The sequence below is a fragment of the Shewanella violacea DSS12 genome (assembly GCF_000091325.1).
In the GTDB taxonomy this organism is placed as follows: Bacteria; Pseudomonadota; Gammaproteobacteria; order Enterobacterales; family Shewanellaceae; genus Shewanella; species Shewanella violacea.
This window is the reverse complement of the sequence record NC_014012.1, coordinates 3,935,514-3,961,039: the sequence shown is the minus strand read 5'-3', so window position 1 is coordinate 3,961,039 and position 25,526 is coordinate 3,935,514. Positions and strand designations below refer to the sequence as shown.

General features: G+C 46.0%; 21 protein-coding genes, 1 pseudogene and 1 riboswitch. Of the genes and pseudogenes, 11 read left to right on the top strand and 11 right to left on the bottom strand.

The features are described from left to right. Positions 1–14: 14 nt before the first annotated feature. The 3 genes from SVI_RS16520 to SVI_RS16510 all read left to right on the top strand — a co-directional run bounded on the left by SVI_RS16520 (position 15) and on the right by SVI_RS16510 (position 3,631). Positions 15–1,499: a carbon starvation CstA family protein gene (locus SVI_RS16520; protein WP_041420038.1), complete on the top strand. Its 1,485-nt coding sequence runs from the start codon at positions 15–17 to the stop codon at positions 1,497–1,499. A gap of 180 nt (positions 1,500–1,679) precedes the next feature. Continuing rightward, on the top strand, positions 1,680–2,693 hold the full coding sequence (locus SVI_RS16515) for a DUF2817 domain-containing protein (RefSeq protein ID WP_013052759.1): 1,014 nt from the start codon (positions 1,680–1,682) through the stop codon (positions 2,691–2,693). Between the two features lie 116 nt (positions 2,694–2,809). Further along, positions 2,810–3,631 carry an alpha/beta fold hydrolase gene (locus tag SVI_RS16510; RefSeq protein WP_013052758.1) on the top strand — a complete coding sequence of 274 codons (822 nt, stop codon included), beginning with the start codon at positions 2,810–2,812 and terminating at the stop codon, positions 3,629–3,631. A gap of 311 nt (positions 3,632–3,942) precedes the next feature. Here SVI_RS16510 and SVI_RS21750 read toward each other — a convergent pair. Then, positions 3,943–4,038, bottom strand: a pseudogene (locus SVI_RS21750) (peptidylprolyl isomerase); the annotation flags it as partial. A gap of 209 nt (positions 4,039–4,247) precedes the next feature. Next, the gene (gene ppiC / locus SVI_RS16505) at positions 4,248–4,526 is read right to left on the bottom strand and encodes a peptidylprolyl isomerase PpiC (protein WP_005495777.1); all 279 of its coding nucleotides are present in this window, start codon (positions 4,524–4,526) and stop codon (positions 4,248–4,250) included. Between the two features lie 216 nt (positions 4,527–4,742). Between ppiC and SVI_RS16500 the strand changes: the two genes are divergently transcribed. Next, positions 4,743–5,066, top strand: coding sequence for an ArsR/SmtB family transcription factor (locus SVI_RS16500; RefSeq protein WP_013052755.1), 324 nt, complete (start codon positions 4,743–4,745; stop codon positions 5,064–5,066). Positions 5,067–5,126: 60 nt separating this feature from the next. Here the strand turns inward: SVI_RS16500 and SVI_RS16495 are convergent, their stop codons facing one another. After that, entirely contained in the window at positions 5,127–6,563 is a 1,437-nt protein-coding gene (locus SVI_RS16495) for a glutathione synthase (RefSeq protein WP_013052754.1), read from the bottom strand. A 128-nt stretch (positions 6,564–6,691) separates the two neighbouring features. Between SVI_RS16495 and SVI_RS16490 the strand changes: the two genes are divergently transcribed. Next, positions 6,692–7,816, top strand: a complete 1,125-nt coding sequence (locus SVI_RS16490; RefSeq protein ID WP_041420037.1) for a permease — start codon at positions 6,692–6,694, stop codon at positions 7,814–7,816. Positions 7,817–7,959: 143 nt separating this feature from the next. On the opposite strand, the gene pyrC is transcribed toward SVI_RS16490, so the two are convergent. Further along, on the bottom strand, positions 7,960–8,994 hold the full coding sequence (gene pyrC, locus SVI_RS16485) for a dihydroorotase (protein WP_013052752.1): 1,035 nt from the start codon (positions 8,992–8,994) through the stop codon (positions 7,960–7,962). Positions 8,995–9,428: 434 nt separating this feature from the next. On the opposite strand from pyrC, the gene SVI_RS16480 reads away from it, so the two are divergent. Further along, positions 9,429–10,220, top strand: a complete 792-nt coding sequence (locus SVI_RS16480; RefSeq protein WP_013052750.1) for a CLCA_X family protein — start codon at positions 9,429–9,431, stop codon at positions 10,218–10,220. A 485-nt stretch (positions 10,221–10,705) separates the two neighbouring features. Here SVI_RS16480 and SVI_RS16475 read toward each other — a convergent pair whose 3' ends face one another. Continuing rightward, positions 10,706–11,608, bottom strand: coding sequence for a LysR family transcriptional regulator (locus tag SVI_RS16475; RefSeq protein WP_013052749.1), 903 nt, complete (start codon positions 11,606–11,608; stop codon positions 10,706–10,708). A 151-nt stretch (positions 11,609–11,759) separates the two neighbouring features. On the opposite strand from SVI_RS16475, the gene SVI_RS16470 reads away from it, so the two are divergent. Beyond that, entirely contained in the window at positions 11,760–13,055 is a 1,296-nt protein-coding gene (locus SVI_RS16470) for a multidrug effflux MFS transporter (RefSeq protein ID WP_013052748.1), read from the top strand. A 169-nt stretch (positions 13,056–13,224) separates the two neighbouring features. After that, the gene (locus SVI_RS16465) at positions 13,225–13,761 is read left to right on the top strand and encodes an NADPH-dependent FMN reductase (protein ID WP_013052747.1); all 537 of its coding nucleotides are present in this window, start codon (positions 13,225–13,227) and stop codon (positions 13,759–13,761) included. Between the two features lie 55 nt (positions 13,762–13,816). Here SVI_RS16465 and SVI_RS16460 read toward each other — a convergent pair whose 3' ends face one another. From SVI_RS16460 to azu, 4 genes are all read right to left on the bottom strand, one after another. Beyond that, positions 13,817–14,191, bottom strand: a complete 375-nt coding sequence (locus tag SVI_RS16460) for a cupin domain-containing protein (protein ID WP_013052746.1) — start codon at positions 14,189–14,191, stop codon at positions 13,817–13,819. A gap of 118 nt (positions 14,192–14,309) precedes the next feature. Next, positions 14,310–15,923 (bottom strand): autoinducer-2 kinase, encoded by a 1,614-nt coding sequence (lsrK, locus tag SVI_RS16455; protein WP_231847740.1) that lies wholly within the window; start codon positions 15,921–15,923, stop codon positions 14,310–14,312. An 82-nt stretch (positions 15,924–16,005) separates the two neighbouring features. Then, complete coding sequence (locus tag SVI_RS16450) at positions 16,006–17,757, bottom strand: bifunctional aldolase/short-chain dehydrogenase (protein ID WP_013052744.1); 1,752 nt, start codon at positions 17,755–17,757, stop codon at positions 16,006–16,008. A gap of 420 nt (positions 17,758–18,177) precedes the next feature. Continuing rightward, complete coding sequence (azu, locus tag SVI_RS16445) at positions 18,178–18,594, bottom strand: azurin (protein ID WP_408005176.1); 417 nt, start codon at positions 18,592–18,594, stop codon at positions 18,178–18,180. 525 nt (positions 18,595–19,119) lie between these two features. On the opposite strand from azu, the gene SVI_RS16440 reads away from it, so the two are divergent. Then, positions 19,120–19,467 carry a DUF805 domain-containing protein gene (locus SVI_RS16440; protein WP_013052741.1) on the top strand — a complete coding sequence of 116 codons (348 nt, stop codon included), beginning with the start codon at positions 19,120–19,122 and terminating at the stop codon, positions 19,465–19,467. A 343-nt stretch (positions 19,468–19,810) separates the two neighbouring features. Here the strand turns inward: SVI_RS16440 and SVI_RS16435 are convergent, their stop codons facing one another. Next, positions 19,811–21,079 carry a M56 family metallopeptidase gene (locus tag SVI_RS16435; protein WP_041420035.1) on the bottom strand — a complete coding sequence of 423 codons (1,269 nt, stop codon included), beginning with the start codon at positions 21,077–21,079 and terminating at the stop codon, positions 19,811–19,813. Next, positions 21,072–21,542, bottom strand: a complete 471-nt coding sequence (locus SVI_RS16430) for a BlaI/MecI/CopY family transcriptional regulator (protein WP_083779913.1) — start codon at positions 21,540–21,542, stop codon at positions 21,072–21,074. Before SVI_RS16430 ends, SVI_RS16435 begins: the two co-directional genes overlap by 8 nt. A 455-nt stretch (positions 21,543–21,997) precedes the next feature. Beyond that, a riboswitch (cobalamin riboswitch) is annotated at positions 21,998–22,212 on the top strand. A gap of 126 nt (positions 22,213–22,338) precedes the next feature. Between SVI_RS16430 and SVI_RS16425 the strand changes: the two genes are divergently transcribed. Both SVI_RS16425 and SVI_RS16420 read left to right on the top strand, forming a co-directional pair. Next, entirely contained in the window at positions 22,339–24,342 is a 2,004-nt protein-coding gene (locus SVI_RS16425; RefSeq protein ID WP_013052738.1) for a TonB-dependent receptor, read from the top strand. A gap of 74 nt (positions 24,343–24,416) precedes the next feature. Next, the gene (locus SVI_RS16420) at positions 24,417–25,244 is read left to right on the top strand and encodes a GDSL-type esterase/lipase family protein (RefSeq protein ID WP_331370557.1); all 828 of its coding nucleotides are present in this window, start codon (positions 24,417–24,419) and stop codon (positions 25,242–25,244) included. Positions 25,245–25,526: the final 282 nt, after the last annotated feature.

Sequence of the window (25,526 nt, the reverse complement as noted above, 5' to 3'; positions counted from 1 at the left end):
TATGGATGATAAAAATGCTTATATTCATTATCTGCATTGCCTTGTTGCTACTCGCTTATAAGTTCTACAGTCCTTTTGTAGAACGCCAGGCGGGGATCGATAAGAATGCCAAGACCCCTCAAGCTCGCTTTGCCGATGGAGTCGATTATGTCGAAGTCCATCCGGTGAAAGCCTTCTTAATTCAGTTTCTCAATATTGCCGGTGTCGGGCCAATTTTTGGCCCCATCTTAGGTGCCATCTATGGTCCAATTGCTCTGGTGTGGATCGTTTTAGGCAATATAATTGGTGGCGCAGTTCACGATTATTTCTCCGGTGTGCTTAGCATTAAAGAGGACGGCAAGAGTCTTCCCGAGATAGCCGGACGCTATTTCAATGTGTACGCTAAAGGCGTGATGCTTATTTTTACTGCCATGTTGCTGTTCTTCGTCGGCGTGGTGTTCATCATGAGCCCAGCGGGATTATTGAGTAACTTAGAATACTTTAAAGGGACTATTCTCGCGAATAACACCTTCTGGGTATTGGTCATTCTGGCCTATTATTTCTTGGCGACCATGCTGCCTATCGATAAGATCATCACTAAGCTATACCCGATATTTGGTCTATTGATGATAGTCATGACAGTGTCTATTGCGGTGGCTTTATTGATTAGTGCCCCTCAATTACCTGAAGTGGGAGACATCTTCGCCTACTTTGATCATAGCCATTATAACAATGACCTGTTGGAACCTAATCCAGATGGATTGCCGGTTTGGCCTCTGCTATTTGTGACCATTACCTGTGGTGCTATCAGTGGCTTCCATTCGACCCAAGCGCCGATAATGGCCCGTTGTCTTACCAATGAAAAATATGTCCGTCCTGTCTACTATGGCGCCATGATGTGCGAAGGCATAGTGGCTTGTGTATGGGCGCTGGCGGGTATCGCTGCATTCCCGGGTGGTTACATGGAGCTTAAATCAATACTGGATCTAGGTGGTCCAGGAATGGTGGTTAACCAAGTTGCGACCACCTACCTTGGCGTTGCTGGTGGCATAATGGCGATTATCGCTGTAGCTGTTTTCCCGATCACTTCCGGGGATACGGCGTTTAGATCGCTGCGATTGACCATAATCGATGCCTTCAAAATCCCGCAGAACGTTCGTAATCGTCTCTTGGTTGCCGTGCCTATTTTGGTCATCGCCTACTTTATGACTAAGATCGATTTCACGCTTATCTGGCGATACTTTGCCTTCTCGAATATGTTGCTATCGACCAGCGTACTCTGGCTCGCCACTAAGTATCTATTCGACCGAGGCGCATTCCATTGGATCGTCAGCCTGCCAGCCATTGGTGGAACCAGTGTGACCGTGTCTTACATTATGACTGCAGGCATTGGGCTGGGCTTGCCTCAGCCGCTCAGTCAACCTGTGGGTATCGCAGTAGGCGTCATCTCTTTGATCGCACTTATCTTAGCGCACCAGAAGCGCAAACCTGTAAAATCAGAGGCTGAGACTGAGTCTTAATTTAACGGTTCAATCTGATTAAACTAGGGCGGCACTGTGTGCTGCCCTTTTTGTATCTGGAGGTATTTATCCGTGATCGCAGGGATAGGGAAAGAGAAAGAGAAAGAGAGGGGGTTGTCATCCTCTTGTCTCATTCAATGGCTAGTCTGGTTTCATCATCTGTCACCACTTAACTGACTAATGGCAAAGTTTTCATTCGAACATGCTTTCGAGCTAGATACCCTCAAGCGCCTTGTGGCGCAACATCAAGATAGGTTCCGCCATCAATCTTTAGTCGATCTTAGCTATCGAGGCGAGCCCCTTGCCGTTACAGCCATTGAGCTAGGTCAACAAGACAAGCCTTGTCCTACTGTGCTGTTTGTCGGCGGGGTGCACGGCGTCGAGCGGATTGGTGCTCAGGTGGTGTTGGCCTTTCTCTCCAGTCTGCTCAATCGTTTACCTTGGGATACTCACCTGCAAGCCTTACTCAAAGAGATACGCTTAGCCTTCGTGCCTGTGGTTAATCCGCTAGGATTTCTTCGCGGCAGTCGCGGCAATGGCAATAACGTCGACTTGATGCGCAATGCCCCCATAGAGGCGAGTGGCAAGGTGACCTTTATGCTTGGGGGGCAAAGGCTGTCGCCTAAGCTGCCCTGGTATCGAGGCTCGGGGGAGATGGAGGCCGAGACCTCGGCTTTGATTCAGTATGTGAAGGGATTACAGCTCGAAAGCACCAGCTTGCTCTGCCTGGATGCTCACTCGGGTTTTGGATTAAATGACCATATCTGGTTCCCTTACGCCCATAGCGATAAGCCCTTCGAAGGCATGGGATATATCTATCATCTTAAGCGACTGTTTGAGGCGGCTTACCCTCATCATGGGCACTATAGGCTAGGGCCACAGAGTCATTTTTATCGTACCCATGGCGATATTTGGGACTATTTAGTGGTGAATAACACAGGAACGGCTCCCTTTATTCCCCTAACATTAGAGATGGGTTCCTGGGCCTGGCTGCGAAAGAATCCCCGGCAGGTATTGAGTTTCTCGGGTTACTTCAACCCGCAGAAACCCCACAGGCATCACAGGATATTGCGGCGTCATTTTATCTTGATGCAATTTCTTATGGACTCGGCTTACGGGCGAGTGTTGGAGCAGGTTTCGCCAGCACAACTTGGGCTGCTGACCCATGACGCTCATCGCTACTGGGTTAAATAATACCGCTTGCGAGCACAACTTGCGCTGCTGAACTATGACCTATAATCCATGACCCTAGAGGCTTCAGGGCTAAATGACATAGCTTGCTGTAACTGCTTACTTATCGAGGTGAATAGATGATATTCGTGTTACTCAGGGGCTTGATGCGAGACCGTCGTCACTGGTATGGATTCACGCAACGGCTCGCGGCGACGGGAGTTCAGGTTATCACGCCAGACTTGCCCGGCAATGGCACCTTGGCCGAGATTAACAGTCCCTTGAATATCTCAGCCTATGCCAACTATGTTTGGGCGCAGATTGATGAGGTGTTAAACGCGGGGGCGACAAGAGAAGTGCTCGAGCCTGTCTGTCTGGTGGGACTTTCTATGGGGGGCATGTTGGCACTTGAGATGGCAAAGCATAAACCAGAGCGAGTGCAGCGGGTGGTGCTGATCAACAGTAGCGCCGCCAATCTATCGCCTTGGTACCGCCGTTTTCAGTTAAGCGCTTTAATTAAGTCAGCTTGGGGTACTGGCAGACGCTGGCTTAATGGGGAGCTTTCTGGTGTCAGCTTAGTAGAAGCAACAGTTATCCAGTTTACCAGCGAATGCAGGGGTGATGATATTAAGCTGATACGAGACTGGAGTCATTATCGACAGCTAGGTCATACTTGGGTATTAAATGGCTTTAGGCAGCTAGTTGCGTGCGCCTTGTTTGATGCCCCGGTTATTGACCATGGCTTTGTAAAGGGCCAGGTAAAGGGCCAAGAGAGTGTCCCTGTAAATGTCCCAGTGACTGTAATAGTAGCTAAACGAGACCGGCTGGCTCACCCCAGTTGTGGACAAGCTTTAGCCCATTTTTATCATACCCAAGCTATTTACTTGGATGATTGCGGTCATGATGCCAGCTTAGATAAGCCTGAGCCCTTATTACGCATACTATTGGATATGGCGAGATAAAGGCAGAAGGCTTCGCTTTGAGTTCGCTACGCTACGAGAACGGGAACAAGTTCCCTTCGAGAACGTTCGCAAGCTCACTACGAGAACGCCAACAAGTTGGCTGCGAGCAAAATCGCTTTCTCGCTTTGACGAGAACGGGAACCAGTTCCCTTCGAGAACGTTCGCAAGCTCACTACGAGAATGCCAACAAGTTGGCTGCGAGAGAAGAGTAAAGCTTGTTCTCGGAGGCCGCAGGCCGTACTCCTAGTGACGAAGTCACGGACTCGCAGACCTAAGGTCGTTCTCGGAGTCGCGCAGCGACCTTCTCTCTTTTAAGTCCGGTAAAGAACCTTAATCACATGCCAGCCGAACTTAGTCTTGACTAAATGTGGTGTGATTAGCTCACCGGTAAAGCAGACCTTATCGAATGGGAGGTATAAACCCATCTGACCTTTATCTACCAATTCAGAAGTTTTAATTAAGTCCGGTAAATAACCTTAATCACATGCCAGCCCCATCTCTTCATTAAGAGGGTTTTGACTAACTTGAGGCGTTTTAAGCTCACCGGTAAAGCAGACCTTATCGAATGGCAGGTATAAACCCATCTGACCTTTATCTACCAATTCAGAAGTTTTAATTAAGTCCGGTAAAGAACCTTTATTACATGCCAGCCGAACTTAGTCTTGACTAAATGCGGTGTGATTAGCTCACCGGTAAAGCAGACCTTATCAAACTGAGGCACCATCTGACCTTTCTTGAACTCGCCTAGGCTGCCGCCTTTCTTACCCGATGGGCAAGATGAGTGCTTTTTGGCTAACACATCGAATTTAACGCCTTTTTTCAATTGCTTGATGATGTCTTCGGCTTGCTCTTTATGTTTGACTAATATGTGCAGTGCAGCAGCGGTTCTTGCCATTTTCTTAACTCTCAAAGGTATGTATTTATTAAGCTGGATTCTAAATAAGCTTCTGTTGGGATTATATCGTGTATAAGGGGCAGAACCTATGTTTTAGCCGATATAAAGCTTAGGTAACCGGATGACTGATGATTTCTCAATTGTTTGTGCTTAGGTTTATGTTTCTGCTAAAATCGAAATATCAAAGTTAGCTGAGTTTGAGAGAGCAGAAATATGATGGATATTGAAGTCGTCGCTAAGGCGCTAAAAGAGTTAGGTCATACTACAAGATTAACTATTTTTAAGCGTGTGGTTCGTGCCGGGTTTCAAGGGGTAGCCGTAGGCAGCTTGCAGGAGCAACTGCAGATCCCAGGCTCTACACTCTCCCATCATATCTCAAGTCTGGTCTCTGCTGGCTTGCTTTCCCAGAGGCGGGAAGGCCGCACGCTTTTCTGCGTCGCTGATTTCTCCAAGCTAGAAGGTGTTATTGGTTTTCTTCAGGATGAATGTTGCATAGACGAACAATCTTGCTCCTATGATGAGGTCATCTCTGGAAGCTGAAACAAGTGCTAGTTGATAAAGGGCCTGTAAACAGACAGGCCCTTATCAAAAGTTTCTGCTTTAAGTTGTGTAAACCAGGGAGTCTAGTACTCCCATGCCTGTATGTACTCCTCCCTCAGTTGTACCGGCAGATTTACTTCGGATGAGATAGCCGCAATAACCTGCTTCTTCGCTGACTGGTAGGCCCTGAATATGTAGGGTGAAAATACCTATCTCACTGATCAGATCATTCACTACAGTGACTTCTCCTTTTCTAACCAGCAAAGCTGGCGTAGTTCTTGGTCTGGGGTGTAGACGGCGCATCAAGGACCAGGCCTGATATTCATGGGGCTGCAAGTTTCTAAGTTTTGGCACTATGTCTTTATCGAAAATGCAGTGACCGCCGCCTTCTCCCTGATTCTTTAGCACCCAATCTTCACTGGAGCGTGCTGCTAGCCAAACTGCACTGTCCTTATCCACGGCTAACATCTCGCCCATGAGCTGTTTTACTGTTTTTGCTTCATTGAGCTTGAGACCAAATTGAGTCAGTGCTTCTGGGTCCATGGCTGTGAGCAACATCTGCACACGTTTACTGGTGGCTAGTTGTTGACTGACAGTGGCATTAACCGCAACCCTGTGTTGCTCGATAAAGACCCGGGTTTGCATCAAGGCTTCACAACAAACCAGGCCCAGAATATCCTTGGCGGCGTAATCACAATATTCATATCCGGCACGTAAATAGACGGTATCTATGGAGCCTACACCGTCTAAAATCAGACGTTCGCCCGGAGCCGAAGTGAGCTGGCCATGGAGTTCTCGGAAGGTGCGTCTTATGGTCCTTATACCCAGAGACTGCAGTGCTTGCTCCAGCATATGTTGATCAAATACATTGTCTTCGTTTGATTGAATTATCATCAGAAATGTAGCCGGCCCTTCATCATTAAACTCACGCTTTATCTGCATTGTTGCCTGGGCAATACCTTTTGAAAGCCGCTCTATTGCGGGGTTGTCGATAGACTCTCCATTTTCGGCGGCTGACCAAGTGGAGTAGGCCTTGGGCCACTGATTATTCAGGTAGCTGTGTAGCTGGCTAATTTTCTGACCAAAGGGTCCCATTCCGGCGGCTATACCATTAAATTCGATGAGTTTTGGACCAGATTCGGCATCATCCATAAAGTCACTGCGCATGATAAGCAGCGGTAAACGTTTTGGTTTTGTCCCCTTGCTATAGAGCTGAGTCTGCATCTTCAGCAGAGCATCAAAAAAAGCATCGCCACTGGCGACGGGAGATATGGCCTCTTGGAGAAAAAGAGGCTCTTCAGATACGGCATGGATTAAACGTCCCAGAAGAGGTGTACTCGATTTAAGCTGTTCAAATCGTCCTTTATCTATGGAAGCTGGTGTGAAGCTAAATGCCGTGTGGGCTGCAGTATCTTGAGTAACTTTAAAGCTTAGTCCTTGTAATAGCGCCCATTCAATGGCATCAGCCACTGGCGTTCTCATCTTGTTATCTATCATAACGTCATTCCTTGGTGTTATTCATTTCGACTATTCTGGAATAATAGTTTGACAGAAGTTTTATTTCAATTAATATTTCCACATTATTCGAAATGAAATTTAAAACTTTAAGCTGGGTGGAAATTATTATGACTCCTGAAATCTTAGCCATGGCCCGTGAGGCCGCAAACATGTTTGCCTTTCTGGCAAGCGAACTTATCATCCTATTTCTGGTTATCAGTTACTTGGTTGGTGTACTACAGGAGTTTATTACCCCTGAAAAAATTCAATCCATATTGAGCTCCCGTAACGGCAGAGGTTATGTAATTGCCGCACTCTTGGGAGCGATAACACCATTTTGTTCATGCTCGACCATCCCTTTCCTCAAAGGGTTACTCAGGGCGAGAGCGGGGTTTGGCCCCATGATGGTGTTCCTCTTCTCTAGCCCCTTGCTCAATCCGGTGATCATAGGTCTGTTCGTGGTGACCTTCGGCGTCAAAGTGGCACTGTTCTACTTTACCGTCGCCCTAGTGGTAGCCGTTACATCAGGTTTCGTGCTGGAGAAGTTGGGATTCGAGCGTTATGTACGACCCGAAGCCTATGAAGCGGTCGAAACATCAAGCTGTGGTACATGGTGCAATGATGCTAAAAACAGTTTTTCTGAGCAAAAGTCTGATCTTGAGCCTGTGAGAGCGTGCGTAGTTGCGGCTCAATCGGCTCCAGTATTAGCCATGGAAGCCAGTGGCTGTGGAGCCGCTATAACAAGTGAGGCTACAAGTGTGGGCTCTTCACTGGGTACTCGTCCATCATGTGGAACTGAAAGTGCTAATGCAGAAAGAGTAGGTAAAATAGAAAAATCAGAGAGTCGTTGGATGCGGATCTGGCGCTCAACCTGGAAGGACTTTAAACAGGTACTGCCTTACTTGCTACTGGGTATCACACTGGGTTCTTTCATCTATGGTTTTATTCCGACTGAGCTGATTGCTAAGTATGCGGGCGAGGGTATCTGGTATGCGATTCCTGTCGCTGCGATTATCGGTATTCCGCTCTATATTCGCGCCGAAGCTGTGATCCCCTTAAGTGCGGCCTTAGTACAGAAAGGCATGGCTTTGGGTTCTGTGATGGCATTGATTATAGGTAGTGCCGGTGCGAGTTTGACCGAAGTGATTTTGCTCAAGTCGATATTTAAGAACCAGATGATTGCCGCTTTTCTGGCTGTGATATTGGGCATGGCGATTGGCGCAGGTTACCTCTACAGCTTTATCTTTGCTTAAATTGCTTGTTGTAGAAGGTTTAGTTACAAGCCTTAGTTACAACCATGAATGATGGTTAGGCTGGTAGGAAAGTTGAGGAGTGTTAGGTTAGGAATGTCGAGCTAAGAATTGCGAGTCTTACTCGCAATTCTTTTCTGGGGGCTTTAAGTTTTCACCTTCCAGCTAACTTCTTCGCCAGCGAAGAAGGGGACGATTGGATTGCCGTTTGGCAAGATGATCTCACTCGGAACCGTCCAGGTCTCTTTAACTAAGGTTACTGTGCTGGTGTTTCTCGGCAAACCGTAGAAGTCTGCACCGTGAGTACTGGCAAAACCTTCAAGCTTGTCAATAACGCCCAAGTCATCAAATACCTGAGCATAAAGCTCGAGTGCACTCCAGGCGCTGTAACAACCGGCGCAGCCACAAGCCGACTCTTTGCGATGCTTCTCGTGTGGCGCAGAATCTGTGCCTAAGAAAAATTTATTAGAACCAGTAGCTACTGCCGCACGCAATGCATCTTGATGAATGTTGCGCTTAAGCACAGGCAGACAGAAGTTGTGTGGACGTATACCGCCGACCAACAAGTCGTTACGGTTTAGCAGTAAATGCTGTGGCGTGATGGTGGCAGCTACATTGTCAGAGGCGCTCATGACAAACTCGGCGGCTTCTTTAGTGGTGATATGCTCGAACACTATTTTAAGGCTTGGGAAAGCGTCGACGATGCGAGTCAGGTTGCGCTCGATAAATATCGCTTCACGGTCGAAGATATCGATATGGGACTCGGTTACTTCACCGTGAACCAGCAGCAGCATACCAATCTCAGCCATTTTCTCAAAGATAGGGAAGAGGCTATCGAGAGCCTTTACCGCAGCATCTGAGTTAGTGGTAGCGCCTGCCGGATACAGTTTAGCCGCCACAACGCCAGCCGCTTTTGCATCTATTATATCTTGCTTGCTGGTGTCGTTAGTCAGGAAAAGCGTCATTAGAGGTTCGAAGCTTGAACCTTGTGGACGCGCCGCTAAAATGCGCTCACGGTAGGCATTGACCATCTTGGCATCTGTTACCGGTGGTAACAGGTTTGGCATGACGATAGCACGTTGGAAAAGTCTGGCGGTAGCCGGGACAGTTTCTTGCAACATATCACCGTCACGGAAGTGAAGGTGCCAATCATCGGGAGTAAGTAGGGTGATCTGCGTCATTATGGGGTTCCTAAGCGTTACGACAAGCATTTACTAGCTTTTTTCTGCGCAATATTATGCCATATTTTGACCGTTATTTACAGTTGAGATGTTTGTCATTTTTAAAGGCTTACCTAGGCTAATCTAAGTACTAGTTTTGGCCTTGTCGACGAGTCTGTAGCTTAAGCTGACAAGGTATTTATCGGCTAGTCCGATTGTCATGCTCGTATACATGGCCGCAATCATAGACATAATAGACCTGGGAATGATTCGGGTAGTGCTAATATTTTGGTGATCATAATGAGTCTTGTCACCGACAAGATGACTAACCTAATGGTCTGTCTCTGCCTTAATTATCTGAACTTGGCCCCTAACTTATAGGATCAATCCAATAAGTTTTTGCTTAAGAGCTTGTAGGTCTATAATGCAAAAATATGACCCAAGTTGGATAGCGTGTGCTAATAAATAAAACCTATAATCGAGTTGGCCCAGATTATCGTTTCGATGAGCAGGTGAGCTTTCACGATATCAAAGAGACCTTCGGCCTGAATCATATCCGCTTAGGAAGTTGGGTCGAGGAAGACGAGAAGCACAAGGCGGCTAACCTTATCTTTGACTCTTTAGCCGATCTGGCTTTTATGCTGAAACTGCCTCCAATTGCTATCGGGCTCAGACAAACCCTCAACCTTGCCTTCGGTAGCGGTGGTCAGCCAGGGGTTCAGGCTCATTATATGCCCGCCGGGCGTGAATTGGCCCTGGCTAAAAATGCTGGAGCTGGCGCATTAGCCCATGAATTTTGGCATGCTTACGATCATTACATAGCAGGCAAAGCGTTTCGAATTAATCCCCATAGAGGCGCGGGTGGTGCCTCTTTCGCCAGCAGTTGTTGGCTGGGAGATGCCACTTCGATAAAGCATCCGTTAAATCAGCGACTCGAGCGGGTATTTGCGACGACATTTTTGACCCATGATGGTCAAGACAGTCATGAGTATGTTGACCGCGCGGTGGCGTTAGATAATCAATATGGCCGGCAATATTTCTCTAAACCCACAGAGTTGATGGCTCGGGCATTTGAAGCTTGTATCGAGTCCTATCCAGAGATAAGTAACCCTTACCTAGTCGATGAGACCTTGGGCTCTAAGCTCGCCGATGCGGGAGGTTACCCAGATGCGCAGCATCGCCAGCAGATATTCAGCGCCTTGATTGCTTATTTTGAGCCCTTAGGTGACGCCTTAGGGCGGGAGTAGCTGCTATATTCGGCCTATATAGACATAAAAAAGGGACAGCATGGCGCTGCCTTTCCCCGTTAACTTGCTAATCAATAGATCTGCATTAGCACTACCCAGTGCAGTAGTTATCAGATGCTAGGCCAAAGAGGTTTTAACTCTAAGCTTGCTTGGCCGTTTTCAAACTCATTCTCATCGACGTAGAGAGCGTTATTATGCTCAACAAGTTCTATTTCAATCCAAGGTTACAAGACCTGAACTTGGCGTTATCCATCATAAAACGGTCCGAATAATTCGACTCAAATATCCATCTTTAAAGCTTAGCCATCATAGGCGCCGATATAAGCATAGGAATAAGTGGCACCATTAGTGACCTTAAAAAGTGTGCTGATTGACTATGTGATTTTAGATTCAAACTAGATGAATGCTAACTAAGTAATAGGTTGTATTTAAACGTTATTTTATCTTGTCGGTAAAGTGGTTTCTTCTGGCAGGCTAATTAGGCTTCATCTGGTAGCAAGGTAATCGACGGTTAAATCGATAAAAGCCCTTACTTTGGGTGACTGATGTTTGCGACTCGGATACACCACAAATACATCTATTTCTGGTGCGGGAAGCTCTTCAAACAGGATCACCAGCTTGCCTGATTTGATCTTATCCTCCATGTAGAACATAGGTAATCGGCAGATCCCCAGATCATCTAACACCAGGGCTAACTCCATTTCGGCGCTGTTACAGACCAATTTTTGCCTAACCTCTACGGTATAAGGCTTACCCTCTTTATCATTAAATTGCCATTTATTGGGTGATTTATGATTGCTGTAACAGAAGCAGTTATGGCGGCTTAATTCTTGTGGGTGGTGAGGGTGACCATGTTTAGACAGGTATCCCGGACTGGCGACAATATAACCTTTACAGCTAAATACCTTACGACAGATGAGGCTAGATTCCTCCAGCTGCAGCGAGGCACGTATGGCAAGATCGTAACCTTCAGCGACCACGTCAACTTTACGATCGTTCAAATCAAGATCTAGGGAAACATTGGGATAGAGGCGCATATATTCAGCCAAGATCGGCTGCAGGTAATTATTGCCAAATCCCACCGGAGTGCTAAGTCTTAGGGTGCCTTTAGGCGCAACCTCGTGTTGGGTCAGCATATTCACCGCTTGCTCGGCATCGGCGACTAACTGCTGACATTCCTGATAATAAGCCTTGCCTTCAGGTGTCAGACCTATGGAGCGAGTGGTGCGATTGAGTAAACGTACGCCAAGCCGCTCTTCGAGCTTACTCACCTCCTTACTGATATAAGAGGTTGAATGACCCATCAGCTCAGCCGCCGCCGAGAAACCACCGGTTTTCACCACTTGGGTGAATACCATGACACCATCAAAAAGCTTATTCATAGTCATATGGAAATAGTCTTTGTCAATTAAGGTTATTAATCTCGAATAACGAACAATATACACTTATCCCCATTCTATGTAACAAATATGATTCGTGTCTGAGGCTAGGTTTGGAACTTTTAAGTTCTACTAAGCAAAATAGGCATAAGGAGATGCTATGCAGCAAAACGTAAAGCTCTATATTTTAGTCACAGCTCTGCTATTTGGCTTATCGCCTCTAGCAATCGATATGTATCTGCCAGCCTTACCTTCAATGGCGAGTTCATTGAAGGTCTCTATCAACGATATGGAGATGTCGGTGGCAGTATTCTTGTTAGCCTTTGCATTGGCTCAGCCTGTGTTTGGTTTACTAGCAGACAGGTTTAATAAATTAAATTTGCTGTTGTCGGGGTTAGTTATTTTTACCCTTTCAAGTTTGGCCCTGCCTATGGTTGAAACGGCAGAGGGGCTATACCTGACCCGTATGTTTCAGGCAATTGGCGGAGCAAGTTCAGTGGTATGTTTTGCCATGATCCAGCAAAAATTCGATATTCAAAAGGGTTCGCAGATAATCACTTATGTGATGGCTACTGTGGTTATCGCACCTTTGGTCGCACCTATGATAGGTGGTCAAATACTTAAGCATGGCAGCTGGGAAGAGATCTTCTATGTCCTTGCCGGAGTGGGTGTCTTTGCCTTTGTGTTGAGCTTATTTACCCACAGTGAAAAGCTTGAAACTGTTAATAGTAAAGCACCGAATAGCAAAGCCTCGAATGGAAAGTTTCTGAACAAGAGAGTCGGCAATGACCAAACTGAACAAATAGCCAGTTCATCACTTACGGACTTTATCGCCATATTTAAACAGCCATTACCCATAGCCTTTATCTTTCTTGGTGGCTTTGGTTTTGCGGCGCTATTCTCATTTGTTGCCGGGTCTGCCTTTGTTTATATCGATTTCTTTAAGGTCAGTGCTGAAAATTATAGCTATTTATTAGGTTTAAATGCCTTGGCTATGATATCAGGCAGCCTATTAAGTGCTAAGGTATTCGCTAAGGTCCCCCCCAATAAGAAAGCCATTATTGCTGGTTTGTTTCTAGGACCATTGAGTTTTCTATTTTTTGTATTAGCACAGATGCAAGCCCCGTTAACGGCAATCGTTATTAGCGTATTCATGTTTAATATCTTGCTCGGGATGATTTCGGCTAATGCGATTTCAGCGGCTATGTCATTTTATCCGACTCAAGGTGGGGCAATATCGGGCGTATTTGGACTCTGTCAGTTTGCCTTAGGTGCGGTCTTTAGCGCGGGGATCAGTTTATCCCATGCGCACTCCCCGGCGGTATTGCTGTCTTTTATGGGGCTAGCCTGTGCCAGTGCAGCCATGTGCAGCACATATTTATATACCCGCTCTTGTAGCCAAGATTCAGAACTATCGACCCACAGCAATGCTAGCCAGCCTTGCGGGTCACTATAGCCTTGAGGGGCTGGTGAATAAAGTCAGCCCTAAGCATTTTAACTAAATCAAGAACAGCCCTGAGCGGCTCTAGAAAATTAGCCCTGAGCGGCCCTAGAAAATCAGCACTGAGCGGCTCTAGAAAAGCAGCCCTGGGCGTTATTACTCAATTAAAAACAGAGGAATTATGATGAAAATATTAGCATTCGCAGCCAGCAACAGCTCTAAGTCTATCAACAAGCAACTCGCTACCTACGCCGCTTCACTGGTGGAAGGTGCCGAGGTTGAGATACTCGATATCAATGATTATGAGATGCCTATCTTCAGCCAAGACAGGGAAGAGGAGCTAGGCCAGCCTGAGCTGGCGCAGAAGTTCTTTGCCAAACTGGGCGAAGCTGATGGCATCATCATCTCATTTGCCGAGCATAATGGTTCATACACAGCAGCTTATAAGAACCTGTTCGATTGGACGTCACGCATAGATATGAAGGTGTTCCAGAATAAGCCCATGGTATTGCTCGCGACTTCTCCTGGTCCTGGAGGCGCTAAATCGGTATTAACTGCGGCCGCAGGTTCTGCCCCCTATTTTGCCGCTGATGTGAAAGCCAGCCTGTCTATCCCAAGCTTCTTCGATAACTTCGATATTGAAAAAGGCGAGCTTAAAAATGATGAACTCAAGCAGGCGCTTAAACAAGCGGTATTTAAGTTACATCAAGCGGGTTCTTAGATTCTAGCGCCGAGATTCTAGGCCCTAGAACGTAGGGCCTTGTTTTATCCTTGCTTCACTCTTCTTTTAAGAAGGGCTGGCCTGGTTGCCAGTCGATGTAGATACTGTCTTTCTCGGCGCGATAGGGCGCTTTGACGAAGACAGATTTAAAGTCTTTATCGCTTTCGTTTCTGAACAGGTGAGATTCACCAGGTTCGCAGCGCAGATAATCACCTTGCTTGATTAGCACACGTTCACCATCCACATAAACGGCACATTCGCCCTCGAGTACCAAGAATGATTCTTCCTGAGTCTTATGCTTATGGCAAGGATGAGCTTCGCCTGGGGTTATCACCACAATGCCGAAGTGAACTCTCGGGCCATTGGTCAGGTATTTAGGCCCATACTCGCCGAAGCGATAGTCATGCTCAGATTCATTGGTTAAGTACATAGGGGTTCCTAATGTTGTTTTGGATAAAGCTATAAGTCGTAAGTGATAAGCGGTAAGTGAAATAAAAAGCTGATTTAAGTATCATTGCTTAAAACTTAAAACTTAAAACTTAAAACTCTTATAATCCAGGTGCTTGCCACATTGACTTGGTTAATCCGTTATCGACCAGTTTTAATTGTTGCTCATAGACCTGAATCCACTTCTCTTTTAACGCTTGATACTTCACATGGTTGTCCATGTTGGGCTGGTATTCTTTTTCCCAGCTTACAATCGAGTCGGCCGCCTGTTTGATGCTGGCATAAATGCCCACACCGACTCCGGCGGCCATGGCGCAGCCCAGAGATGTGGCTTCCTTAACGTTAGGGACTTTGACTTTCTTGCCAGTGACATCTGCGAGGATCTGCGGCCAGAGAAATCCCTTGCTGGCACCGCCTGCAAACACTATCACTTGTTCAACTTCGCTTGGGTTACTGCCATTGACTGAGCCTGCTGTCTCAGTATTGGGTTTACTAAACGCCTGAATATTTTCGAGGTTAATGGCCGAGACAATACAGGCATTCTCTTGCAGGCTACGAAACAGACAAGCGGGCTTGCTCTTGTCTGCATCCAGTGACAGATTGATAAAGGAAGGGGCGGCGTGATACCAGTGGCTGTAATGCATGGCATCGGAGAATATCGGCAAGATGTCATAGCTGCCCACAGGCACTTTCTGGGCTAGCTCTTCCATATAGGCATAGACGTCTATACCGCGTTCTTCGGCTAGCAGTTTCTCTAAATGACAGAAGGCATCCACAAACCAGTGCATCACTAAGCCGCTAAAAAATGTGATGCCCTCGGCCTGAGAGAGTCCGGTGATCACGTGAGGATTGACCCTAATGGACATATCTTCCGGTGGTGGCATCTTGGCGTCGATATTAACCACCTGTTGCCAGAAACTGCCGCCCAGCACTGCAATATCTCCTAGATTGACGACTCCTAGTCCAGCAGCACCTAGCTGTACATCGCCGCCGCCCATGACTACGGCCGTGCCTATTCTCAGGCCTGATTCTCTGGCGGCTTGTGCGGTGACTTCGCCTATCTTGGTGCCTGTTTCGACCACGGGGGGGAATATCTTAGGGTTAAGGCCAACCTCTTCTGCCATCTCTGGCACCCAGTTTCTCGTGGCCAGGGAGAAGATCCCAGTTGTGCCCGCATTGGATGGGTCAGTTGCGATAACACCACTCAGTTTCGCTAGGACCCAGTCGCTGAGCATGGCAACCGAATGGGCTTGGTTATACAGCTCGGGATGATGCTCTTTGAGCCATAGCAAGCGGGGCAGGGCGCCCAGAGCGAAGGTTTGCCCCGACTGTTGATAATCACGATATTCGATATCCGGTGAGGATTCTTTCAATGCCATGACTTGCTGAGAGGCTCTGGCATCGACATTGGCGACGGCCCAGATTTCTGTGCCAGTTTTATCAAACACCACTATGGCTTCACGCATACTTGTTGCGGAAATGGCGATGATCTGCTTGGGAGAAATATTGGCGTTATCTATGGCTTGCTTGATACAGCGACACAGTAACGGCCAGTCATTATCGAAATCGAAGCCCATGGAGTTATCCACCCCAGGTTCAGCTAAGTGCAGCCACTCCTCTTGTCCCACGGAAATTTGCCGTCCTTGCAAATCAAACAGCACGGCACGGCCGCTGCCGGTTCCCGCATCAATGGCTAACAGATAGTTTTCCATCATCACTCCTTGATTAAGAATTTCTAGCTACGGCTGATCCTCGATACTTTCTTGGCTCTGTCTCGAACTCGCCACTTCTCAGCTTTTAAACCGATACCCCCTCTTCGTGGGGCACATATTCGTTCGACAACATCATGGTTATCGCGCTGAGCAGGTTGAATACGCCAGTTTCCAGATGCTCGCCATTGGTCTTTTGTACTAAACTTGTTGAGCCATTCAGTGAGACTAATGTCGGGCTTGCTGAACAGTTGAGGTGTAGCACCTCGATAATGTTATCGCTCATGACAGGTAAAGAGCCGTGGTTGACGCATAAGACTCTAGGGTTAATGCCGTGCTCTAAAAAGGCTTCACAGGCTTTGAGTAACATAAGGTTAGATGGGTCGTCCCCAAGGCAGATAACTATGTCTAATCCGCCATAATCTATGATGGCAGTTTCGGCCGCTTCCTGGCACTTATCTAAAGTATCAAATTCTAAATGCTCACCGAGCTCGACCACGTTAGCGCCCAGAATTTCCATATGGGCCACAACGGCTTGCCCCACCTGAGTAGCGGCAGTAGTTACCATGGCGACCTTACCGAGCAAGGGTTTGTCATGTGAGAACGGGCCTTTTTTCAGCTTGGCCTGTTCAAGCTCCCAGTATTCTACAGCGAAGATATCTGCCGGGCTCAGAGCCTGATAACCACCAAGGGCTTCGGCGGTTAATATGGCATCGAAGGTATGGCTGGTGATATCTTCGATGATTAAGGCCTGGTTGACGGTTTTACCAAAAGAGATGGCAGCTTTTCCCTGCCAGATAGCAAAACTAGGCGCATAGTTAAGTATGGTTTGACCGCTCTGGTAGCGGTCAAAGTATTCGATGTAGTCTTGGGCATAACCGCAGAGTTCGGCCTCGATATTATCACTTAAAATAGCGGGAACACGTTTAGTGCGAATGACGTGGTCCGGTGTCAGAGGGCCACGGTTGGCGATACTTTTAAGTTCAGGATGTGAGGCAATATGACATGATCCCTTGCTACTATTGAGCAGGGCTACTTGCGCATAACCTTTTTGCGCCGACACCAATTTACGTATTTTGGCGAGCTCAAGCAGATCAATATTAATGTTCTCATCTAGGTACTCAAGGCTCTTTTCATCCGCCTCTTCGCGCTCTTCGGCATTGATGCACAAATTTGCTTCGATAAATTTTTCGGCTTCAGTCACCAGTTTGATGGTGTTCTCGTAAGCTGTCTTGGCATCGTCGCTAAAGGTAAATAGGCCGTGGTTCATTAGCACGAGCCCCTCTATTGATTGCCAGTCGATGTCTTGGGTCATCTTATAAACCCGCTTAGCCAGCGCAAAGCCCGGCATCACATAGGGGATAACTAAGACCCGCTTACCATAGACTTGCTCTATAAAGGATTCTGCATTTGAGGTATTCGTCAGGGTCACAACTGCGTCTGTGTGGGTATGATCCACAAAGGCGAAAGGAATAATGGCGTGGAGTATGGCTTCAACCGAGGGATTAGGCGCATTGGGATCTATCATGGCGGCGCGTTGATACTTGACCATATCGCTATCGCTCAGTTCAGTAAGCTGCGCCATTTTCAATAACACATGCATTTTTACCGGAGCGAAGCCCGCGGCTTCTATGGTCTCTAAATCCCAACCGCTACCCTTAACAAATAGTATATCTTCAGGCTCACCGAACAGGTTGTTAACTTGAGTCTTTACCGAAGTATTGCCGCCGCCATGTAGCACCAGAGCAGGTTCCTGGCCTAAAAGACGCGAGGTATAAACTCTCAATTCGAGAGGTGTAGTGAATTGACTGGCTGTTTGGGCATGCCACAAGCTTTGCATAGAAATTCCTTTTCACTATTTGAAGGAAGTTCCTAGAAACTAAGAGCTAATATTTAATAATAAGATTTCGGATCCTAGGAACTCTAAGCCTAGCAGCTCTGATTAAATTAACTTACTCTTTAGCGAGTCTTTCTGGGGGGTTAATACCAATCGGTATAACAAGTTAGGACTGGCTAGCACTATGCAAATATTTTCATGCTCAAGGCGAGATAAACCATCATTATTACGGCCTTGGATCTCAGGATACTATGGGGATTGATACAAGAATTGCTTGAAAAATATTGCAGCGCTATAGGTGTGGATGTTGTGGTTAAAGATGGCGCTAAGGCTGGAAAATAAAGAGCGGCTGTAAGGCTTGAGGACTTGCAGCCTTCGAGCCTTACAGCATATTCGCTCTATCTTAAGCCGTTAGGCATAAGTTTAAGCTTTAATAATAAAGCTGCCCTGCATGATTGCCCAGTGACCAGGGAATGAGCAGAAAAACTTGTAAGCTTCAGATGCACTCATGCCTTCAGTGCTGAAGGTGATGCTGCTTGAGCTACCGCCGCCTACTACATCTGTGTGAGCGATAACACGAGTGTCGCCGTCTTTGACATAGTTTTTATCTACGCCTGCGCCCATGCCGTCGTTGGCTACTGCTTGCATATCTGCAGCCTTGGTTAGTACCCAGTTATGGCCCATGGCAGCTTTTGGTAGCTGACCTGAATGAGTCAGTGTCAGTGTGACCTCTTTACAGCTTGCTGGGACACTGAGTTCTTTGGTGTCGTACTGCATAGCGTCGTTAGCGCTAATCTTAAGTTCACATTCATTGGCATGAGCCATAGCACTAGACGACATACCGAATAGTGCACTGAAACCGAGTAAACCCACTGCGCTAATCGTCTTAAGACGATTGATTGAGATTTTCATTTGAAATCCTTATTTTTGATTATAAGTGTATAAAACACAGATCTATATTAATGAAAAGTAACGCTAATGAGAATCGTTATCGTGAAATGTGTTTTTAAATCTTAGTGTTTACCTAGTATAACTCTAGCTTGTTAATAGTGTTTAATCTGTAAATATTAATGGCTTATGAATAATTGAATCATCTTGGAACACTGATAAATTTACAATCCCATGGAGACGATATACGGGCTATATCTCTTCAGTTTCATGCTATTAGCCCAGGCTAGGTGATACCCAAGCAATATTTAAGCCTGGAGTATTATTTATAAAGAGCTGCAAGAGCACAGAGGACAGGCTGTAGTCGAATAGAGGGTAAATTTGCGTTTATTCGCATATTTTAAATGAGAAATGCTTTATGGTAACCGGTGTTTTAAACACTCAATGTAAATAATGGATTCAAATACAAGGAAAGATATGGAATATTTTATTGGTGCGTTAAAGAAATATGCAGACTTTACAGGTCGGGCTCGTCGTAAAGAGTTCTGGATGTATATCCTGTTCTATTTCATTTTCTACGTCATTGCTGTGGTTATAGATGCCATGTTGGGCACTATGATATTTTCAACCGTGCTGGCATTAGGTCTCTTGATACCGACGATTGCGATTTCAGCTCGTCGCCTACACGATACCGGACGTTCAGGCTGGTGGCAGTTAATTGGTTTAATACCGCTTATTGGCTCCATAGTTCTATTAGTTTTCTACGTGCTGGACAGCATAGGTGAGAATGAATATGGTGCAAATCCTAAGGCTATAACGGCTTAAAATAATTTGTAAAAGCCTGGGATTGTGTAAGAGGGGGTGTGTATAGGAAGTACTTATCCCCGAACACTAGGGACGGTGTAAGAGGGGGCTTAGGCCTCTTTTTTATCTATGGCTGTCAGATTAACTTATCGTTTCTCGCTCAAGGCTGTTTACCACTTATAGCTCAAGGCTGCACCACTTATAGCTTACGACTTAGCACTACTCTATTGAGCGCTTACCACTTACTACTATTCGTTTTCCTGCAGATACACAAAAAGAGCTGCTCGGCCCTTTTTAAAACCTTACCCATCAGCCTAAGTAAATCGGCCCGAGTAAGAAGGTTTATTCTTCTTAATCACTGTTATTAATGTGCGGTGACCTTGATGCGTTCAAGATTGGCTGTCGGTTCATCGATAACATAATCCAGCTGAACTTGAGAACCTTTAGCACCTTGCTTAGACTCGTTATAAACCCATTGCGTGAGGGCTTCTACTGCCGATTTATCGAAAATACCTGTGGGTGATGACTTAATCACAGTGATGTTAGATACCCTACCTGACTTGCTGATATCGAACTTGAGTTGAACATAGCCATTTTGATTGGCTTTGACTGCTGCGATTGGGTACTTAGGCTCGACACGAGTTAGCGGATGAATGCCTTTTGCATGCATCTTAGCTGACTCATTTAAAGAGGCTTGATGATCCCCTGCCTGAACTTGTTGGTTGAGTACCAAGCTTGCTAACCCTAAGCTTAGTGTCATTCCGATTAGGGCTAAGGTGCTCTTTCCATGTTGCTTTTTCATTTGCATAATCCTTTCCTTTAAGATGTTTTTATTTCCGTAGTGTGTATGTAGCATGCCCATTTGAGCGTGCTGAGAGTAAGCCAGTAGCGCATGGCTGTAGGCAATTTTGTCATGGGTATTCATCGCTGAAGTAATTTGAGCATCACAGGCGAGTTCCTGATCGTCGCGAAAACGGCGGTAGGCTAACCAAGATAGTGGATTGAACCAGAAGATGGCGAGTAAGGTATAGGCAAGCAGATTAGTGATGATATCCCCGCGTTCGTGGTGATATAACTCATGGGCTACAACAGATTCTTGTTGTGACGAACTGAGCTTATGAAAGTCTGCTGGCACTATGATCTTGGGGGTTAACACGCCTGTGAGCATAGGCGAGCTAATGTTAGGGCTCTGCATTATGGGTAAGGTTTTAGTAAAAAGGCTCGGAAGTAGCTGCTTGCCCAACACCCCATGGTTTTCTTCCTGCTTGAACGGCTTGCTGCTGCGTAATATTCGCTTCAGATAACTGTGTTGAATTAGTAGTAATATGGCCATTACGGCTATTCCTACAGCCCATAGAGACACGAGTAAGGGGGTCGAGACTAAGCTGTCGTTATCCTTAACAGCTAAAGATGCCAAGACTCTATAATATTCAAAAGAGGCTACCTTAGATTCTGCCAGCAAATTTGGCAGGAATTGCAGTACTAGTGAGCCGAATATCATAAATGGAATCGCTAACCAGAGGCTATACATGTGATGGGCGCCTAGCTGTTTCAGCAGAGGTTTATGACAAAGCAAGATAAGGGCGCAGACCAGACTTAAGAGTATGCTTTGCTGCATCAGCCAATTAATCATGAGCATCTCTCTTAAGTGAATAATCCTTCGGCAAAGACCCCTTGGATATAGAGGCTTTAGATACAGAGTCCTCTGCTTGTGGGTCCTTGTTTGAACTCTCTTCTTGCCAGTTGTCGATGAGGCTTTTTAATTCTGCAATATCTTCGGCGCTAAGTTTATTTTGTTTGGCAAAACCTGCAACCAGTGGCGCGACTCGTCCGGCAAACAATCTTTCAACGAAAGACTGACTCTGTTTAATTTGATATTCACTCTGATCGATCAATGGAGAATAGAGATAGGCCCTGCCTTGTTTTTGAAACCCGATCGCCTGTTTTTTTACTAGGCGATTAAGCAAGGTTTTGACTGTTTTTTCGTGCCATTCGTTGGATCTTGTCAGTTTTTCAACCACTTCACTGGAGCTCATTGGGGATGACTCCCACAGCGCATTGAGTACGGCTAGCTCAGAATTACTGATCTCTTTCATTGGTTTTTCCATTGTTTAAATGATGAATTTTGTATCTGTAGTCGTCTTAATAATTTGGATTACGTTTGTAATCAATGAATCTAAGATTACATTTGTAATCTAATTTTGCAAGAGGTTTGTGGATTAAAGTGTTAAAAAGGTTGCTTGTTTGTTTGCTTTAAGGGTTTGTGTAACGGCATTACTTTGTTATCAAGCGCTTACATTTTTTTCGTCGGCTTACTCCCACTCAAAAGTTAACTAGGAAAACGCCAAAATGAATAAATACAGGTCCTTAACTAAGCAGAATGTCATGCGAAAGTTAGACATTTATACGTATAGACGTCTATAATGCGGCGGTTCATCGCTCGGTGCCCTCTAGGGCACTAAACTTGGTGGGAAACTGAGTGCGTTCTTGGAACAGAATTTACAATATTTTAGTCAATCTTTTGTGGTGCCTAAACCTGATGTTGTTATCAAATACTGGCTGTTTGCTCGGTAATTTGTGCGTCACAGGAAAGGATAATCGGGAAGTCAGCGAGAATCTGACACTGCCCCCGCAACGGTAAAAGGTAAGAGTCCAGTGTGCTTCTCTAACAGGAATATGTTAGAAAATCCTGCACTCGATCAGTGTAGCTCTAGTGAGCCACGGCTGAGCCTAAGTCCGGAGACCGGCCCAATAGATGATTTTGAGATTTCGGCGGGCAGATCTCGGAATGCGATGCAGTAGGCGGTATTCTTTAGCTATTATTTTGCTAGTCAGTACCCATCTTATTCGTGACATTTATGCCCCGTTTTCCTTTTAGGAGTTAAAGGTAAAATGGGTACTTTCTCATATAACAAGTCATACAAACTTTCAAAACTTACCATTCTAATCAGCAGTGTACTGACTCTGTCTGTTGTCTCATCCAGCGCTATGGCTATTAATACTGATGAAAGTCAGGAAAACAGCGTCGATGAAGTGATCACTGTGATTGGCCGCAGCGTAAACACCCCGCTAAATATCGCGGCAAACGTGAACATTATCGATTCGGCTCAGATAGAGATGAGTGGTGCAACAAGCCTAACTGAAGTGTTACGTGGTCAGAGTGGCATTCAGGTTTCAGACTCAAACTCGGGCGCGGTATTTGCTATGCGGGGCTTCTCAGGCAGTCAAGCAGCGAGTAATACCTTGATCTTGCTCGATGGCCGTCGCCTGAATAATATCGATGTTGCCGCTCCTAGCATCAATGCTATCCCATTGAATCAAATTGAGCGTGTCGAAATTTTATCCGGCAGTGCTGGTGTGCTTTATGGCGATCAAGCAGTTGGTGGTGTGATCAACATCATCACTAAGGCACCTACGGGCACAGGTGGTAGTATTCAGTTGTCTGGTGGCAGTTTCAACACCTATGAAGGCAAGGCCGATGTGTCCGGTGCGATTAACGATACCTGGCGTTATTATGCGGCTGTGAGTCATAACCGAGGTGATAACTACCGTGATCACAATGCCAACAAGACTTCTTCAGTACTGGGCCGCTTGCAATATGAAGACGGGCCACAAGACTTTTTCGTTGAGACCAGTTACTACGATAACGATCGTGAGTTAGCTGGAGCATTGACTGAAGAGCAAATAGAAGAAAATCCTCGTCAGTCCAATGCGACATTGCCGGATGCTGCTGATGCTTATATGCATGAAATGACAACGGCTGCACGAAGTGGATATAAGTACCAACTTAGTGATGAATGGTCTCTAGGTGCGGATATAAACTACTCAGATACCCTTATTACCGGACTTAGTGAGTGGGGAACATCTAGAAAAGACACTCGCTCATTATTAGAGTTCACCCCTAAAGCTGTGGCAAATATCGCTACGGATAATGGTGACTTGAAGATAGTGACAGGTATCGATCTTAGCCGCGGTGAGTCAGAATTTGGTAGCGGTCGCGGTAATGTTCAGAAGCAGGCCAGTGCCTATGTGCAAGCGACAGTGCCCCTTAGCAAGACGCTAAGCTATGTGGTTGGTGGTCGTTATGCTGAAGTGACCGATGACCTGGTGGATCCTGATGTATACATAAATGGTATTGAGCTAGATCAAGATGCCCATGCCTTCGAATTAGGCCTTAATTATCGTCCAACCTCGTCTCATAGATTCTATCTGCGCGCCGATGATAACTTTCGTTTCGCTAAGGTCGATGAGCAAGCTTATACTTCTCCAGGCGTGATAGGCCTTAACCCGCAGACGGGTCGTTCATACGAAGCCGGCTGGGACTGGACACCTAAGTCCCACACATTGCGTTTGAGTGTTTATCGCTTAGATCTTGAAGATGAGATTGTATTTGACTCCAGTGCTGAGACCCCTATTGGTGGTGGTTATCCTGGCGCTAACATTAATGCCGATGCGTCACGCCGTTACGGCGTGAGTGCCGATTGGGATTGGCAGCTGACAGACAAGGTACAAGTAGGCGGCGAGTATAACTATATCGATGCCGAATTTACCGAAGGTCTCAATGAAGGTAAGCAACTCTCTTGGGTTGCAGAGCATACGGGCCGTGGTTACCTCAGTATCGACGCTAACCAAAACTGGCAAGTGTTTACCGAAGTGGCCTATACCGGTGAGCGTTTCATCGAAGGCGACAATAGTAATGCCGCTCCTAAGCTAGACGCTTATTGGCTGACTAACCTAGCAATTAACTATACTAATGATGCTTGGCTTGCCAGCTTCCGCGTCGATAACCTGTTAGATGAGCAGTATGTTAGCTCAGGTTATTACAGCAGCTGGGGCAGCGGCTACTATGCTGGTACAGGCCGTGCACTGCGCTTAACCGCCAGTTATAGGTTTTAAAGAAGCAGCTAGTTCCTAGGAATGAGTATCTAGGTTTGAGTGATTGGATTTGAGTCACTAGAAATTGACAGGCTGTGAGTGGTAACACTCGCAGCTTTTTTTTACTCTTTTTTGGGGAGAAAGCATCTGCGTTCGATGATTATTTCGAAACTCAAACTCAAACTCAAACTCAAACTCAAACTCAAACTCGAAACTTTCTTAGCCCTTACCTTAGTCTCCAGCTTCCTTTTACCTTAGTAGCTGATTTTTTTATGCTCCATGGTAAGCTGACTTCATTCATTCTGTTTCTAATGGTTAAGCTTATGATTATCCGTTTATTGATGTTGGGCCTATGTGTGTTGCTTGCTTCATGCTCTGGGGACAAGCTTGCACCGCTTACGGCGAGTGCCGAAATTCTGGCATTTGGCGATAGCCTTACCTATGGCAAGGGGGCGACTGAGGGAGGAGATTATCCAGCCGTGCTGGCTGAGTTGACAGGTCTTAAGGTGATCAATGCCGGTGTATCGGGAGAGACCACCTCGCAAGGCTTGATCAGGCTAAGTGACTTGCTTGATAGAGAGACTCCTGAGTTAATTATCTTGCTCGAAGGAGGCAATGATTTTCTGCGTAATCATGATATTGCTAAGACCAAAACTAATTTGGCGCAGATGATAGAGTTAGCTCAAGCTAAGTCGATTCCCCTAGTGTTAATTGCGGTGCCCAAGAAGAGTATTTTTTTATCATCGGCTGGGCTCTACTCTGAGCTGGCAGAAACTTATGGTGTTATGCTTATAGAAGAAGCGCTGACGGACTTGTTAAAAAGCCCGTCGATGAAATCAGATTCGATTCATCTTAATAATTCAGGGTATCGAGCCTTAGCGGAAGCTATTTATCAACGGCTTGGGGATGCTGGGGCTGTATAATGGGGCTCTTATCTAGAATAAACAGCTTTCCTGAGCTTAATAGTTAAAACTAATAGCCGATATTCATACTTTAGTGTGAGTCTAGCTTATTTATACATGATCGATAACGCCCTGATTTAGCCCTAAATTGGAGATATTCTCCCGGTTATCTCACCTTAGACAGGTAATTAGAACTAAAGTATTCATTTAGGCGAAATCAACTTGACCATGGTAGGCTTTTTATGGGTAAACTCACCAATAACAATTGGTGTCGTGCCAAAATAATAAATGTAGGTTAAAATT

Coding starts and splice junctions, on each gene's coding strand:
- SVI_RS16520 (WP_041420038.1), top strand. CDS start 15: ATGCTTATATTCATTATCTGCATTGCCTTGTTGCTACTCGCTTATAAG.
- SVI_RS16515 (WP_013052759.1), top strand. CDS start 1,680: ATGGCAAAGTTTTCATTCGAACATGCTTTCGAGCTAGATACCCTCAAG.
- SVI_RS16510 (WP_013052758.1), top strand. CDS start 2,810: ATGATATTCGTGTTACTCAGGGGCTTGATGCGAGACCGTCGTCACTGG.
- ppiC (WP_005495777.1), bottom strand. CDS start 4,526: ATGGCAAGAACCGCTGCTGCACTGCACATATTAGTCAAACATAAAGAG.
- SVI_RS16500 (WP_013052755.1), top strand. CDS start 4,743: ATGGATATTGAAGTCGTCGCTAAGGCGCTAAAAGAGTTAGGTCATACT.
- SVI_RS16495 (WP_013052754.1), bottom strand. CDS start 6,563: ATGATAGATAACAAGATGAGAACGCCAGTGGCTGATGCCATTGAATGG.
- SVI_RS16490 (WP_041420037.1), top strand. CDS start 6,692: ATGACTCCTGAAATCTTAGCCATGGCCCGTGAGGCCGCAAACATGTTT.
- pyrC (WP_013052752.1), bottom strand. CDS start 8,994: ATGACGCAGATCACCCTACTTACTCCCGATGATTGGCACCTTCACTTC.
- SVI_RS16475 (WP_013052749.1), bottom strand. CDS start 11,608: ATGACTATGAATAAGCTTTTTGATGGTGTCATGGTATTCACCCAAGTG.
- SVI_RS16470 (WP_013052748.1), top strand. CDS start 11,760: ATGCAGCAAAACGTAAAGCTCTATATTTTAGTCACAGCTCTGCTATTT.
- SVI_RS16465 (WP_013052747.1), top strand. CDS start 13,225: ATGAAAATATTAGCATTCGCAGCCAGCAACAGCTCTAAGTCTATCAAC.
- SVI_RS16460 (WP_013052746.1), bottom strand. CDS start 14,191: ATGTACTTAACCAATGAATCTGAGCATGACTATCGCTTCGGCGAGTAT.
- lsrK (WP_231847740.1), bottom strand. CDS start 15,923: ATGATGGAAAACTATCTGTTAGCCATTGATGCGGGAACCGGCAGCGGC.
- SVI_RS16450 (WP_013052744.1), bottom strand. CDS start 17,757: ATGCAAAGCTTGTGGCATGCCCAAACAGCCAGTCAATTCACTACACCT.
- azu (WP_408005176.1), bottom strand. CDS start 18,594: ATGTCGTCTAGTGCTATGGCTCATGCCAATGAATGTGAACTTAAGATT.
- SVI_RS16440 (WP_013052741.1), top strand. CDS start 19,120: ATGGAATATTTTATTGGTGCGTTAAAGAAATATGCAGACTTTACAGGT.
- SVI_RS16435 (WP_041420035.1), bottom strand. CDS start 21,079: ATGATTAATTGGCTGATGCAGCAAAGCATACTCTTAAGTCTGGTCTGC.
- SVI_RS16430 (WP_083779913.1), bottom strand. CDS start 21,542: ATGAAAGAGATCAGTAATTCTGAGCTAGCCGTACTCAATGCGCTGTGG.
- SVI_RS16425 (WP_013052738.1), top strand. CDS start 22,339: ATGGGTACTTTCTCATATAACAAGTCATACAAACTTTCAAAACTTACC.